This window comes from Micromonospora humidisoli (assembly GCF_016900955.1).
GTDB classification, from domain to species: Bacteria; Actinomycetota; Actinomycetes; order Mycobacteriales; family Micromonosporaceae; genus Micromonospora; species Micromonospora wenchangensis.
Genome location: NZ_JAFEUO010000006.1, coordinates 460,066 through 472,787, shown reverse-complemented (window position 1 = coordinate 472,787; position 12,722 = coordinate 460,066). Strand labels below are relative to the sequence as shown.

Below are 12,722 nucleotides of genomic sequence, written 5' to 3'. Positions count from 1 at the left end.
TTTCGGTGCTGCGGCGGTCAGGTGACGGTGGGGCTGCGGCGTTCGATGAGGACGACGTCGCGCCACCGGTCGTGGTGGCGGCCGAGGCGTTCGCGGACGCCGATGGTGCGGAAGCCGCAGGAATGGTGCAGGGCGAGGCTGGCGGTGTTCTCGGGAAAGACCCCGGACTGGATGGTCCAGATGCCCGCCTGCTCGGTGGAGTCGATCAGCCGGTGCAGCAGGAGCCGGCCGACGCCTCGGCCCCGGGCGTCGGGGTGGACGTAGACGGAGTGCTCCACGACCCCGGCGTACACGCACCGGTCGGACACCGGGGTGCACGCGACCCAGCCGAGCACGCGGCCGGCAGCCGTGTGGTCGACGGCGACCCAGCGGTGTCCGGGCAGGCGGGTGGCGGTGAACCGGGCCCAGGTGGGTGGTTCGGTCTCGAAGGTGGCGTCGCCGGTGGCGATCCCGTGCCGGTAGATGTCGAGCACCGCCGGGGCGTGCTCGTCGGTCATCGGCACGAGATCGGGTCGGGGCGACCGGACGCCGGTCATGAGGCGGCCCGTTCCGGCTGCGCCGGTGCCAGCTCGACCGCCGCCCCGTCCCGCTGTCGGACGGTCGGATACCACCAGGTGGTCGCGGCGAGCGCGACCCCGACGGCGGCGAGCTGCGCGGCGACGAACCCGGCCGCCGAGGTGGGGGCGATGCCGGCGAACGTGTCGGTGAACATGCGGCCGATCGTGACGGCCGGGTTGGCGAACGAGGTGGAGGCGGTGAACCAGTACGCGCCGCCGATCCACGCCCCGACCGCCGCCGGGGCGACCGCGGTCCGGCGGGAACGGGTGAGGGCGGCGATCAGCAGCAGGAGCCCGGCGGTCGCGACGACCTCGGCCAACCACAGTCCGCTCCCGTCCCGCCGGTGGGTGGAGACCGTGACGGCGGGCAACCCGAACATCAGGTGCGCGAGGACCGTGCCGCCGACCGCACCGAGCGCCTGCGCCACGACGTACGCGCCGAGGTCACGGGTCGACAGACCGGCTCCCGTACGGCGGGCCTGCCACCAGTCGGCGAGCGACACGACGGGGTTGAGGTGGGCACCGGACACCGGGCCGAAGATGAGGATCAACGCGCCGAGGGCGAATGCGGTGGCGATGCTGTTCTCCAGCAGTTGCAGCCCCACGTCGCCCGGCGACAGGCGGGTGGCGGCGATCCCGGAGCCGACCACGGCGGTGACGAGCAGGCCGGTGCCGACCAGTTCCGCCGACGCCCGACGCAGCACGGCGTGCGGCGGGTCGGGCGTCACCGGGTCGGCCCGGTCGACGCGGCGGCGGCCGACACGTCCAGGAGCTGGGACAGGACGGCGAGACGGGCCGGGACGATCCAGTAGTAGACCCAGGTGCCCCGGCGCTGGCAGTCGATCAACCCGGCCTCACGCAGCACCTTCAGGTGGTGGGAGATCGTCGGGCCGGTCAGGGTGAACGCGTCGGTCAGCTCGCACACGCACACCTCGCCGCCGGCCCGCGCGGCGATCAGGGACAGCAGCCGCAGCCGTACCGGATCACCGAGGGCCTTGAAGCCGCGCGCCAGACCGGCGGCGGCGTCCTCCGTCAGGGCCTCGGTGACCATCGGCGTGCAGCAGGCCGACGGGTCGGCGAGGACTGGCAGCTCTTGTCTCGACACCCGTCTAGTTTGACAAGCATCGAACCAGAGTGCAATTCTCTGCCTAGACAGTTATCTAAACAACAGGAGGTGTGGGATGTCCCGCGTCCAGCTCGCCCTGCGCGTCGCCGACCTGGAAGGGTCGATCGCGTTCTACTCGAAGCTGTTCGGCACCGAGCCGGCCAAGCGGCGACCCGGCTACGCCAACTTCGCCATCGAGCAGCCCCCGCTCAAGCTGGTCCTGCTCGAAGGCGACCCGGACCAGGCCACCGCGCTCGACCACCTCGGAGTCGAGGTGTTCGACGGCGCACAGGTCACCGCCGCCACCGACCGGCTCACCGAGGCCGGGCTGATCACCTTGACCGAGAACGACACCTCCTGCTGCTACGCCGTCCAGGACAAGGTCTGGGTCCGTGGCCCCGGCGACGAACGCTGGGAGGTGTACGTGGTCAAGGGCGACTCCGACCAGTACGGCACCTCCGCGCCGACCCCGCCCGCAACCGACGACGAAAGCACGTGCTGCGCGACCACGTCCCGTAGCTGACGCCTGGTGGGCTACACCGGGGGCGGGGTGAGCCAGCCGAGGGGTTCTCCGCTGAGGGCGGCTTCCGCCAGGCGGTGCGCGCCGGCGGTCTTCAGTGCCGCACGTGAGCTGTCGATCCAGCGTTGGACGTCGCCGATGCCCTGGTGGCGGTATTCGACCGCCTGGACGAGGCATTCCAGCTTGTCGGCGTCGCGGGCGACGATGGCCTCCGGCGTCTCGCCCGCTTCGTACTCGGCGACGGCGGCGTTGATCAGGTCGGCGACGGCCGGCGGGCAGGCGGCGACCTGGTCGGCGGTGACCGTGGTGTTGGGCGCGACGGTGAGATAGCGCCTGGCGATGTGCGGGATATCGGTGATCCGGGTTTCCTGGGTGTCGTGCAGGACGCACAGCATCGACACCCGGGCCGGGTCGGCACCCTCCATGGCGGCGAGCATCATCCCGATCAGCGCGGTCCGGAACGAGTGGTCGGCGATGGATTCGGGGTCCTTGACGCCGGCGAACCACCAACCGGTGCGGGCAGCGCGCTTGAGAACGCCGGCCTCGAAGACGAAGCGCATGACTCCGGCGGCGTCGTGGTCGTCGTTCATCTGCCCGTCCCTGTGCCGGTGACTCCGTCTGCCCGCAGGCTGTAGACGATAGAGGTTGGTTCTTCAGCTGCTTGCACAGTTCCTCTTGATCGATCCGGATCATTCGTTCGGGATGCGAAGGTCGATCCGTGGGGTCAGCGCCCACGTTCGGGCCGAGTGGCCCAAGCCGCAGCGGCGGCGCAAAGCATGAGGCAGACGAACAGGCAACTCACCGCGCCACACAGCAACATGGCCACAGCCCCGATGCCCTCCATGGGCATCAGCGTAAGCACTCAGCCAGCCGTGCTCGCAGCGTGCCCCATGCAGCGGTCAACGCCGATCGGGTGCGGCGCACTCGACGGGCCGAGTAGATCATCTCGACTTCAAGTGATGTCCGTGGACGGACCCCAACGGAACATCCGGAAGTTACAGGCGAGGGGGGACTCGGCGCGCGGCATGTCGGGGTACCGTCCGACGAGGTGGCGGCCGGTTCGGTTGCCTGGATCTCGTGATCTTGGAGTGGCGCTATGGCCTCGTCCGTCGATCCGCGTTTCGGCGCAGCTCTCCGTGAGTTTCGGCAGCGGCGAGGGTTGTCACTTCGCCTCCTGGGACAGCTTGCTCATCGGAGCAAGAGCCATCTGCACGAGTTGGAGGCGGCGCTCAAGGCTCCGACGGTCGACACTGCGCGTCACCTCGACCGGGTTCTCGAAGCGGGAGGTGCGCTTGCTCGGTTGGCGGATGCGCCAGTCGACCACGCGGCCGAGGCCGGTGAGCTGCGAGCGAGAGTTGCCGCCAGCGATGTCAGCGGGGACGTGCTCGATCGGATAGAGCAGGGCGTCGACGATCTGGCCAGTTCCTATCCGACAATGGCCCCGGCGGATCTCTTGCCGTTGGTGCGGAGGCATCTTTCGTACGTGGGGCGGCTGCTGGACGGACGGGTGACGCTCACGCAGCAGCGGCGGTTGCTGGTTGCCGGTGGCTGGCTGGCGGTGCTACGAGCGACGGTTCACATCGATCTGCGGCAGCGGACTGCTGCGGTCGCTCACCTGCGAGCTGCTCGTGATCTTGCCGAACATGCCGAGCATGGCGAGATCCAGGCGTGGTGTCTCGAAACCCGGGCCTGGGACGTGTTGACCCAAGGTGATTACCGGGCAGCACTCGATCTCTCCCGACAAGCGCAGCGGGTCGCTCCGAAGGGGAGTTCCGCCCGCATTCAGGCGACTGCTCAGGAGGCCCGCGCGTGGGCGCGGATCGGGGACGTCGGTGCGACCCGGCGGGCGTTGGACCGGGTGGAGCAGCTGACGGCGAATCTGCCCGTTCCGGAACGGGCCGAGCACCACTATCGCTACGACCCCACCAAGGCCGTTGCCTATGCAGCCACGACTTTGGCGTGGGCGGGTGACCCCGGTGCCGAGCAGGTGGCACGGGCGGTGCTGACCGAGTTGGACCCGGACGGCGACGGTGGAGCACGGCCCCGCCGGTCCGCGTCGGCCCGCCTCGACCTCGGTCTCGCCCTGGTCGCCGCCGGTCAGCCGGACGAGGCGGTTGCGCTGGGGGCGCAGGCGGTGACGTCCGGCCGGGTGGTGCCCTCGAACTGGTGGCGGGCTGCTGAGTTGCTGGCGAAGGTGGAGCAGTCGGGAGCACCAGAGGCAGCGACACTGCGTGACGCGTGCATGGAGTACGCACCTGGGTGGTAGCCAGCAGCGGACAGGACACTCGGTTAGCGGACGTTCACCCTCTGGATCGGTGGCCTGCCTGGCGTGACGCTGGACCTCAGTGAAGCCGGGCGCGGAACGAGGCACGTCAGCAGGTGCCCCCCGTGCTCTGAGGACGGGGGGCAGCCACATGACGGTGACCAGCGGCGCGGAGCAGACGATCCTCGCGGTCCAGCTTCGCGGACTCGACGGTTTGTGTGTCGGTTGTCGAGTGTGGTTGGCGCGGCTGTCGGTGTACCCGTGTTGGCAGGCGGACTGGGTGACCAGCCGGCAGGGCCGGGTGCGCGTCGCTCTGTTCCCTGGCGGTGTGCAGTGACCAGCCACGGCCCGGTACTGCCGATCTGGAGCTGCGTCAGATGCGACCGGCCCTGGCCGTGTCAGACCCGCCGGCAGGAACTGCGCGCCGAGTACGCCGACGCGCCGGTGTCGCTGGCCCTCTACCTCGGGGCCTCCTTCGTCCAAGCGGCCGAGGACATGCCCTGGGCACCTGCCGGCCCCCTGCACCGCCGCTTCATCGGCTGGACCAGACAGCCGCGAGAAGTACAGCAGCGACGTGCCGCAACCGTGCCAGCTGAAGGCGACCGGTAGTAGCACCACCGGGCCGCACGACCTCGGACGACACCCGACCCGACCGGCCTGCCGACAGTTCACACCCGGGATCGACCCCACGGAGGAACAGCCCGATGCAGCAGGAGTCTGTCGTAACCCCCTGGTCCCATCACCACACCCAGGCAGGCAGTCCCGCCGCCGGGGCCGGAGAGCGGGGGCGCTCGTGATCTCCAACGTCCTGTCGATGGTGTTCGGGGGGTTGGTGCCGGGCTTCCTGCTCGGGTTGCTCGCCTTCCGGGTCAAGTCCCGGTGGTGTCCCCGCTGCGGTGGGTCCACCCACACCGTGCCGGTGCCGGGGCACGACAGGTGACCGGCCCCGGCCGGCAGCGCACCGGCAGTGAGCCGCCGATCGGACGGCGGATGGCCGAGTTACGGGCTCGCCGGGGCATGAGCCAACAGGTCTTCGCCGACCGGATCGGCAAGTCGAAGAGCTGGGTCGACAAGGTCGAGCGGGGGGTGCGTACCCTCGATCGGCTCTCCGTCATCGAGACGGTGGCCGGTGCGCTCGGCGTCGCGCCGCAGCTCCTGCTCACCGGTCGGCACCCACCGGCACCGGCCACCGACGTCGGTGCTGCCGTGGAACGGGTCCGGGCCGCCCTGGCCCGGCACGACGCTCCGGCGTCCGCCCCGGTCGGGACGGCGGTGCGGCAGCTCGACGACCAGGCGGGCTACGCGTGGACGGCGTACCGCAACGGGCAGCACCCCCAGGTATTGCGGATGCTGCCCGACCTGCTCGCCGACAGCCGCCACGCCTGCCACGTCAGCCTGGTGGACCCGCCCGTGCTCGCTCTGCTGGTGCGGGTCTACCGGCTCACCGCCCAGACCCTGGTCAAGCTCGGCGACGCGCACCTGGCCTGGCTGGCCGCCGACCGGGCCATGATGGCCGCCACCCGCGGTGACCCGATGCGGATCGGGCTCGCGGCGGTCTCGCTCGCGCAGGTGCTCCGCGCGCTGCGGCGGGGTCGGCTGGCCACGACCGCCGCGCTCACCGCCGTACGCCAACTCGATCCGGCGGCGGCGGACGGCCACCCGCCGGCACGGGCCCTGACCGGGACGCTACTCGTCGAAGCCGCCCTCGCCGCCGCCGGTAGCGGCGACGCCGTCACCGCCCACGACCTGACCGAACGCGCCGCCCACCTCGCCGCCGACCACGAACGGTACGACCAGGACGGCGCGACGTTCGGCCCCACCAGCGTCGACCTCGCCCGTGCCCTGACCGCGACCCGCCTCGGCGACCACCATCGGGCCGTCGCCCTGCACCGCCGGGCCACCGACCAGGAGGGTTGGCGGCGGCTCCCCGCCGAACACCGCGCCGCCCACCTCATCGACATCACCCGGGCCCACCTCGACCTCGGTGACCACGACGCCGCCGGGCGGGCCCTGGTCACCGCCGACCACATCGCCCCCGCCGAAGTCCGCGCCCGCCCCGCCGCCCGGGTCGCCCTGACCGCCGTGCTCCGCGCCGGCCCCACCCCGGCCGACGTCACCCGCCTCGCCGCCACCATCGGCTTGACCCGCCCCTGACCTGTGCACCCGGTGGCCGGACCAGCCATGGATCTCCTGTAGGGCAGCACAATGACGGCATGAATCTTGCCGCGGTCCGTGCGGATGTCGCCGTGATCGACGATCTGTTGCGGTACATCGCCGAGCGCCCGATCGACCTCAACGATCCGAACTGGATGGCCGGGCTCCGGCAAGCGCCGCCGCCGCTGGAAGAAGCCGGGGTGGTGGCCGAGGCGTCCGCCGCGCTCGATGCGTTGTTGGATGCGTACGAGACCGGCGCAGCGCCGGCCCGTGCGGAGGTCCGAGACATCTTTCGGGCTTACCCGTCCTTCCGCTGGGCCGCCCACCTACCGGTGGTGTGGGATTCGGTCGGGGAGTTCCGCCGACGACTCGTCCATGTCTCCGCGATGGATCAGGGTGCCGATCCGCGCGACGAGCTGATGACGATCTGGTCGCTGTGCAACCGAGCCCGCGAGTGCGCCATCGACGTCGAACCGGTGCTGCGCGAGGTGGCGAACCTGTCATCCGACGCGGATCTCCACGGGTTCGGCTCGATGCAGATGCTGATCATGCGAGGGCTGGAGGTACACGACCTCGGCTAGAAATCGCGACAGGGAGCCTGGCGCGGTTGTTGCCCCGCTGTTACGTCATGGTGCGGGCACCGTGGCACGGGTGGCGCACCGTCGACTCGACCGGCCACCGTGGCCGGACACCGTCGAGCGGGAGGTCACCATGCGTTCCACCAGGACCCTGACGGCGGTCACGGCCGTGCTGGCCGTGCTGCTCACCACCGTCGGTACGGCGACCGCCGCCGGCCGGCTCCGCACCGCCGCCACACCCTACTGCGGGATCACCTGGGGCAGCGCCGGGAAGACCGGGGGCGACCTGAACCCGGCCCCGCTGCTGACCACCCGCACCGGCCAGCAGGAATGCTACGACCGACTGGTCTTCGAGTTCGACGGGTCCGCCGACGGCTACTCGGTCGGCTACGGCGAGGTGTTCACCGAGGGGCAGGGGTTGGCGATGTCGCCGTACACGGCGGGCGGGGCGGTGCTGCGGGTGCAGTTGCGGGAGCCGGCGGTCGGCTACCCGTACCGGGCCGGCGACCACGTGGCGACCGTGCTCGGCTACCGCACCCTGCGTGACGTCGTCTACGGCGGCACCTTCGAGGGCTACAGCACCTTCGCCGTCGGCGTCCGGGCGCAGTTGCCGTTCCGGGTGCTGCTGCTCGCCGGCCCCGGCACGCACAGTCGGATCGTGCTCGACGTGGCGCACCAGTGGCAGGAGTGACGGCGGCGGTGACCGCCCGGCGGGCCGGGGACCGACGTCGATCGGCTCCCGGCACCGGCCGTTGCGCCGGGTCGGGACGGGCCACCCCGGGACTACCCTGGGAACACCATGGACGGCCGGGTGCTGCTGGTCGAGGACGATGCCTCCATTCGGGAGGTCACCGCCCTCGGTCTGCGCCGGGCCGGGTTCCGGGTCAGCACCGCCGCCGACGGGCGGGCCGCGCTCGCCGCCTGGCGGGCCGGGCTGACCGACCTGATCATTCTGGACACGCTGCTGCCCGGTCTGGACGGCCTCGAGGTCTGCCGGGAGATCCGGCGCAGCAGCCAGGTGCCGATCCTGCTGTTGACCGCGAGCACCGACACCGTCGACGTGGTGGTCGGCCTGGAGTGCGGCGCGGACGACTGCCTGCGCAAGCCGTTCGACCTGTCGGAACTGGTGGCCCGGGTCCGGGCGGCGCTGCGCCGGGGCCACGCCGTGCCCACCGAACCCGTGCTGACCGTCGGGCCGCTGGAGGTCGACCCGGCCCGCTTCGTGGCCCGCCGCGACGGGCGGGAACTGACGCTCACCGCCACCGAGTTCCGGCTGCTGACCGAGTTGGCCCGCCGGCCCGGTCAGGTGTTCACCCGGGAGGTGCTGCTGGACCGGGTGTGGCGGCACTCCCACCTCGGCGACTCCCGCCTGGTCGACGTGGCGGTGCAACGGTTGCGCGCCAAGGTCGACCACGACCCGACCGCGTCCCGGCTGGTCCGCACCGTACGCGGGGTCGGCTACAAACTCGACGCGGCGTGACCCGCCGCGCTCAGGTGACGGCGGTGGCCATCCGGCGTACCGCCTCGGTGAGCAGCTCCGGGGAGGTGGCCAGGTTCAGCCGGACGTGACCGGCGCCGCCGGTGCCGAAGTCCAGGCCGGAGTTGAGCGCCACCCGGCCCCGGTCGAGGAAGACGGCGGCGGGATCGTCGCCGAGGCCCAGCCCCCGACAGTCGAGCCAGGCGAGGTAGGTGGCCTGGCCGGGTCGGTACCGGACGGCCGGCAGGTGCTCGGCGAGCAGCGCGGCGAGGAACCGACGGTTGTCGTCCAGGCCGGTCAGCAGGGCGTCGAGCCAGTCACCCCCGTCCCGGAACGCGGCGGTGTGGGCGATCACCCCGAGGTGGCTGGTGCCGACGCTGACCTCGAAGGGAACCCGGGCGAGGTCCCCGGCGGCGGCCGGACCGGCGACGAGCAGCCCACCCCGCAGACCGGCCAGGTTCCACCCCTTGGAGGCGGACATCAGCGACAGGCCGTGCTCCGCGCCGGGCACCGAGAGGTACGGCACGAAGCGTGCTCCCGCGCCGACCAGCGGGGCGTGGATCTCGTCGGCGACCACCCGCACGCCGTACCGCCCGGCCAGCGCGGCGACGGCGGTCAACTCGTCGGCGGTGTGCAGGACGCCGGTCGGGTTGTGCGGGTTGCAGAGCAGGTACGCCGCCGGCCGCCCGCCGGAGCGGGCCACCCGGAACGCCTCGTCCAGGGTGCCGAGGTCGATCCGCAGGTCGTCGCCGAGCGGTGCCTCCACGATCCGGCGGCCGGCGTACCCGACGAAACCGTAGAACGGTGGGTAGACCGGGCAGTTGACGACCACCGCGTCACCGGGCCCGGTCAGCAGCCGCAACGCCTCGACCACGCCGTGCATCACGTCGGGCACCAGCGCGGTCCGCTCCACGGCCAGCCCGTCCCAGCCCCAGCGACGCCGGGCGAACTCCGCCAGTGCCTCCGGGTACGCCGTGCCGGCGGTGTAGCCGGTGTCGCCGAGCGCGACGGCGTCGGTGATCGCCCGCGCGACCGGCTCGGCGAGCGGCACGTCCATCTCCGCCACCCAGAGCGGCAGCACGTCCTCCGGGTACTCCCGCCACTTGACGCTCGTCCGTCGCCGCAGCTGGTCCAGCCGAAGCTGGCGCAGGGGATTCGCCTGGTCCCGGGAGCCCTGATGCGTACCACTCATGGCATGAAGGCTATTCCGCCCCCTGCCATCGCGCCCGCGCGGTGACAGGAGGCGGGGAGTGCCCCGACCAGGATTCGAACCTGGGCTCGTTGGCATCGGGCCCGCCGGGCGGAGCCACGACAACGACGACTGATCGGCAATTTTGGATCGCACTGATCGACATACGTCTGTCTTTTTCTCGACAGCGGCACTCCAACGATGTTTGACCCGGTCCAGAATGGCCGCATGACCAGCCGCAGAGGACCGAATATCGAAATCGACCGGGGAAATCCCCGGTATGTCATGCGGCCCGAGAAGAGGGATTTTCGATGAGAGCAGGAACATTCGTTGGTCGGCGCCGAAGGCACCCCGCCCTGGCTCTGGCTCTGGCCCTGCCGCTGCTGACCGTCGGCCAGCCGGCGCAGGCGGCTCCGCACGCCGACGGTGACAGCATCCGTCAGGTGGGCACGACCGTCAGCGCCGAGGCGTGGGCGGCCGGCAGGCAGCGGTACGGCGCGCAGGTGACTGCCGACGCGGCGATCGAGGCGTACTGGACGCCCGAGCGGATGCGCAATGCCAGGCCCGTCGAGGAGTCTCCCTCGTACAAGGCCGCCGCACGGCGTTTTGCCCAGAGTGGAGGGACCTCGTCCGCCGCGCCGACGAACCGGTCCGCACCGGTGGATGTGCCTCCGGTGGCGGGCCTGATGGGTACCCCGGGCATGTCCACGCAGGTCATCAACCCGAACCTCGGCTCCAACCACCCGACCGCCCGGTCCAACGGCAAGGTCTTCTTCAACATGGACGGCGGATCGTGGGTCTGCTCCGGCGCGGTCATCAACTCGGTTGGCTTCAATACCGTGTGGACGGCTGGCCACTGCATCCACGGCGGCCCCGGCAGCAGTCTCGCCACCAACTGGTCGTTCGTCCCGGCGTACGACGATGACCTAGCCGACCCCCGGCCGCACGGCACCTGGACGGCCCGCGAGCTGTGGACCTGGAGCAGTTGGATCGACAGCTCCAACTGGGAGGCCGACATGGCCGTGGCCATCATGAACACCCGGAACGGCGTCCACATCGTCAACCAGTTCGGGGGCCACGGCTTCCGTACGCAGCAGGGCTTCGCGGTCGGCATCAACAACTTCGGCTACCCGAGCGACGCGCCGTTCGACGGCGGCAACCTGTTGAGGTGCAGCGGCAACTCGACCCAGTCCGGGGCGCGGATCCGCATCAACTGCGACCTGACCGCAGGTGCCAGCGGCGGCCCGTGGTTGATCAACTGGGATGGGAACTGGGGCTACCTCAACGGGGTCAACAGCACACTCAACTCGTACGCGGCACCGACCTTGTGGTGGTCGCCCTATTTCGACGACACCGCGTCGGATCTGTACAACTTCACCGCCACTCACTGACCGGTGTCCGTCGACAGATATCTTGTTCCGGTATTACACCCTTGACCCGAGCGGGCCTTCTCCAATGGCAGATGACCGAGCGACTTGTCGCCATTGGAGAAGGCCCGCGGCGTGTCGGGGCGTCACTTTTCGTGAGAACCTTCATCAAGCCCGTACCGGCACCGGACCTGCTGTCCTCGCCACCCTGCACAACACCTTGACACGACCTCATCGCCGCAGTGACCAGCATAAACCCGACGACGCAAATGACCCGGGGGCGTCGACCGGTCTAACCCTTCACACAGACCACCTGCTTGAGGTGGGCCACCACCTCGACCAGGTCGTCCTGCTGCGCCATCACCGCGGTGATGTCCTTGTACGCGCCGGGGATCTCGTCGACCACCCCGGCGTCCTTGCGGCACTCCACCCCGGCGGTCTGCCGCACCAGGTCGGCCGTGTCGTACGTCCGCTTCGCCTGCGCCCGCGACATCCGCCGGCCGGCCCCGTGCGACGCCGAGCAGTACGCGTCCGGGTTCCCCCGGCCCCGCACGATGTACGACCCGGTGCCCATCGACCCCGGGATGATGCCCAGGTCCCCCCGGCCGGCCCGGATCGCCCCCTTGCGGGTCACCAGCACGTCCACCCCGTCGTACTGCTCCTCGGCCACGTAGTTGTGGTGGCAGGAGATCGGCTCCCCGTAGCTGACCTGCGGGAAGGCGTCCCGCACCACGCCGCAGAGCAGGGCCAGCATGACCGCCCGGTTGCGCCGCGCGTACTCCTGCGCCCACCACAGGTCCCGCCGGTAGGCGTCCATCTCCGGGGTGCCGGCGAGGAACACCGCCAGGTCCCGGTCGGGCAGGTCGGCGTTGTGCGGCAGGGCACGGGCCACCCCGATGTGCCGCTCGGCCAGCTCCTTGCCGATGTTGCGGGAACCGGAGTGCAGCATCAACCAGACCTGACCGGCGTCCGGGCCGTCCTGCTCGACGCAGACCTCGATGAAGTGGTTGCCACCGCCGAGGGTGCCGAGCTGGTGCCGGGCCCGGCTCTCCAGCTGCGCCACCCGGCGGTCCAGGGTGGCGAACCGGGCCCAGAAGTCGTCCCAGCCGCGCTGCTCCAGACCCCGGACCCGACGCGGGTCGACCGGGTCGTCCCGCTTGGCGAAGCCGACCGGCACCACCGCCTCGATCGCCGACCGCAGCGGCGCGAGGTCGTCGGGCAGGTCGGCGGCGGTGAGCGAGGTCCGTACCGCGCTCATCCCGCAGCCGATGTCCACCCCGACGGCGGCCGGCGAGACGGCCTGCCGCATCGCGATCACCGAGCCGACCGTGGCGCCCTTGCCGAAGTGCACGTCCGGCATCACGGCGACGCCCTGCACCCAGGGCAGCGCGCCGATGTTGCGCAACTGCTGCGCGGCCTGCGGCTCGATGCCGTACGGGTCGGTCCAGACCCGTACCGGCGCCTTGGTGCCCGGCAGCGGGGTGAATGCCATGGTCGTTCTCCTCGTTCGTG

General features: G+C 71.1%; 13 protein-coding genes and 1 pseudogene. 8 read left to right on the top strand and 6 right to left on the bottom strand.

The genetic code is table 11. The features are described from left to right. Window positions 1-17 precede the first annotated feature (17 nt). The 3 genes and pseudogenes from JQN84_RS23640 to JQN84_RS23630 all read right to left on the bottom strand — a co-directional run bounded on the left by JQN84_RS23640 (window position 18) and on the right by JQN84_RS23630 (window position 1,662). Complete coding sequence (locus JQN84_RS23640; protein WP_204960694.1) at window positions 18-497, bottom strand: GNAT family N-acetyltransferase; 480 nt, start codon at window positions 495-497, stop codon at window positions 18-20. A gap of 53 nt (window positions 498-550) precedes the next feature. Continuing rightward, a pseudogene (locus JQN84_RS23635) lies at window positions 551-1,285 on the bottom strand (aquaporin); the annotation flags it as partial. Next, a complete protein-coding gene (locus JQN84_RS23630) occupies window positions 1,282-1,662 on the bottom strand; it encodes an ArsR/SmtB family transcription factor (RefSeq protein WP_372446010.1) in 381 nt (126 codons plus the stop codon). The pseudogene JQN84_RS23635 and the gene JQN84_RS23630, both read right to left, overlap by 4 nt. Window positions 1,663-1,738: 76 nt before the next feature. On the opposite strand from JQN84_RS23630, the gene JQN84_RS23625 reads away from it, so the two are divergent. Then, the gene (locus JQN84_RS23625; protein WP_204960692.1) at window positions 1,739-2,185 is read left to right on the top strand and encodes an ArsI/CadI family heavy metal resistance metalloenzyme; all 447 of its coding nucleotides are present in this window, start codon (window positions 1,739-1,741) and stop codon (window positions 2,183-2,185) included. Between the two features lie 11 nt (window positions 2,186-2,196). Here JQN84_RS23625 and JQN84_RS23620 read toward each other — a convergent pair whose 3' ends face one another. Then, window positions 2,197-2,772, bottom strand: a complete 576-nt coding sequence (locus tag JQN84_RS23620) for an HD domain-containing protein (protein ID WP_204960691.1) — start codon at window positions 2,770-2,772, stop codon at window positions 2,197-2,199. Window positions 2,773-3,278: 506 nt separating this feature from the next. Here JQN84_RS23620 and JQN84_RS23615 point away from each other — a divergent pair. The 6 genes from JQN84_RS23615 to JQN84_RS23590 all read left to right on the top strand — a co-directional run bounded on the left by JQN84_RS23615 (window position 3,279) and on the right by JQN84_RS23590 (window position 8,657). Then, on the top strand, window positions 3,279-4,448 hold the full coding sequence (locus JQN84_RS23615) for a helix-turn-helix domain-containing protein (RefSeq protein ID WP_204960690.1): 1,170 nt from the start codon (window positions 3,279-3,281) through the stop codon (window positions 4,446-4,448). A 790-nt stretch (window positions 4,449-5,238) separates the two neighbouring features. After that, window positions 5,239-5,385: a hypothetical protein gene (locus JQN84_RS23610; protein WP_204960782.1), complete on the top strand. Its 147-nt coding sequence runs from the start codon at window positions 5,239-5,241 to the stop codon at window positions 5,383-5,385. Window positions 5,386-5,435: 50 nt separating this feature from the next. Beyond that, the gene (locus JQN84_RS23605; RefSeq protein WP_204960778.1) at window positions 5,436-6,599 is read left to right on the top strand and encodes a helix-turn-helix domain-containing protein; all 1,164 of its coding nucleotides are present in this window, start codon (window positions 5,436-5,438) and stop codon (window positions 6,597-6,599) included. Window positions 6,600-6,658: 59 nt separating this feature from the next. Next, window positions 6,659-7,180: a hypothetical protein gene (locus tag JQN84_RS23600; protein ID WP_204960689.1), complete on the top strand. Its 522-nt coding sequence runs from the start codon at window positions 6,659-6,661 to the stop codon at window positions 7,178-7,180. A 70-nt stretch (window positions 7,181-7,250) separates the two neighbouring features. Next, window positions 7,251-7,868, top strand: a complete 618-nt coding sequence (locus JQN84_RS23595; protein ID WP_307821411.1) for an AMIN-like domain-containing (lipo)protein — start codon at window positions 7,251-7,253, stop codon at window positions 7,866-7,868. Window positions 7,869-7,976: 108 nt separating this feature from the next. Then, a complete protein-coding gene (locus JQN84_RS23590; RefSeq protein ID WP_204960688.1) occupies window positions 7,977-8,657 on the top strand; it encodes a response regulator in 681 nt (226 codons plus the stop codon). 10 nt (window positions 8,658-8,667) lie between these two features. On the opposite strand, the gene JQN84_RS23585 is transcribed toward JQN84_RS23590, so the two are convergent. Next, a complete protein-coding gene (locus tag JQN84_RS23585; protein ID WP_204960687.1) occupies window positions 8,668-9,846 on the bottom strand; it encodes a MalY/PatB family protein in 1,179 nt (392 codons plus the stop codon). A 500-nt stretch (window positions 9,847-10,346) separates the two neighbouring features. Here JQN84_RS23585 and JQN84_RS23580 point away from each other — a divergent pair, with 500 nt between their 5' ends. Next, on the top strand, window positions 10,347-11,234 hold the full coding sequence (locus JQN84_RS23580) for a trypsin-like serine peptidase (protein ID WP_204960686.1): 888 nt from the start codon (window positions 10,347-10,349) through the stop codon (window positions 11,232-11,234). A gap of 268 nt (window positions 11,235-11,502) precedes the next feature. On the opposite strand, the gene JQN84_RS23575 is transcribed toward JQN84_RS23580, so the two are convergent. Further along, window positions 11,503-12,702 (bottom strand): RtcB family protein, encoded by a 1,200-nt coding sequence (locus tag JQN84_RS23575; RefSeq protein WP_204960685.1) that lies wholly within the window; start codon window positions 12,700-12,702, stop codon window positions 11,503-11,505. Window positions 12,703-12,722: the final 20 nt, after the last annotated feature.

Excerpts from the sequence above, each read along its gene's own strand:
- JQN84_RS23640 (WP_204960694.1), bottom strand. The coding sequence starts at position 497 with ATGACCGACGAGCACGCCCCGGCGGTGCTCGACATCTACCGGCACGGG.
- JQN84_RS23615 (WP_204960690.1), top strand. The coding sequence starts at position 3,279 with ATGGCCTCGTCCGTCGATCCGCGTTTCGGCGCAGCTCTCCGTGAGTTT.
- JQN84_RS23600 (WP_204960689.1), top strand. The coding sequence starts at position 6,659 with ATGAATCTTGCCGCGGTCCGTGCGGATGTCGCCGTGATCGACGATCTG.
- JQN84_RS23620 (WP_204960691.1), bottom strand. The coding sequence starts at position 2,772 with ATGAACGACGACCACGACGCCGCCGGAGTCATGCGCTTCGTCTTCGAG.
- JQN84_RS23575 (WP_204960685.1), bottom strand. The coding sequence starts at position 12,702 with ATGGCATTCACCCCGCTGCCGGGCACCAAGGCGCCGGTACGGGTCTGG.
- JQN84_RS23605 (WP_204960778.1), top strand. The coding sequence starts at position 5,436 with ATGGCCGAGTTACGGGCTCGCCGGGGCATGAGCCAACAGGTCTTCGCC.
- JQN84_RS23590 (WP_204960688.1), top strand. The coding sequence starts at position 7,977 with ATGGACGGCCGGGTGCTGCTGGTCGAGGACGATGCCTCCATTCGGGAG.
- JQN84_RS23625 (WP_204960692.1), top strand. The coding sequence starts at position 1,739 with ATGTCCCGCGTCCAGCTCGCCCTGCGCGTCGCCGACCTGGAAGGGTCG.
- JQN84_RS23585 (WP_204960687.1), bottom strand. The coding sequence starts at position 9,846 with ATGAGTGGTACGCATCAGGGCTCCCGGGACCAGGCGAATCCCCTGCGC.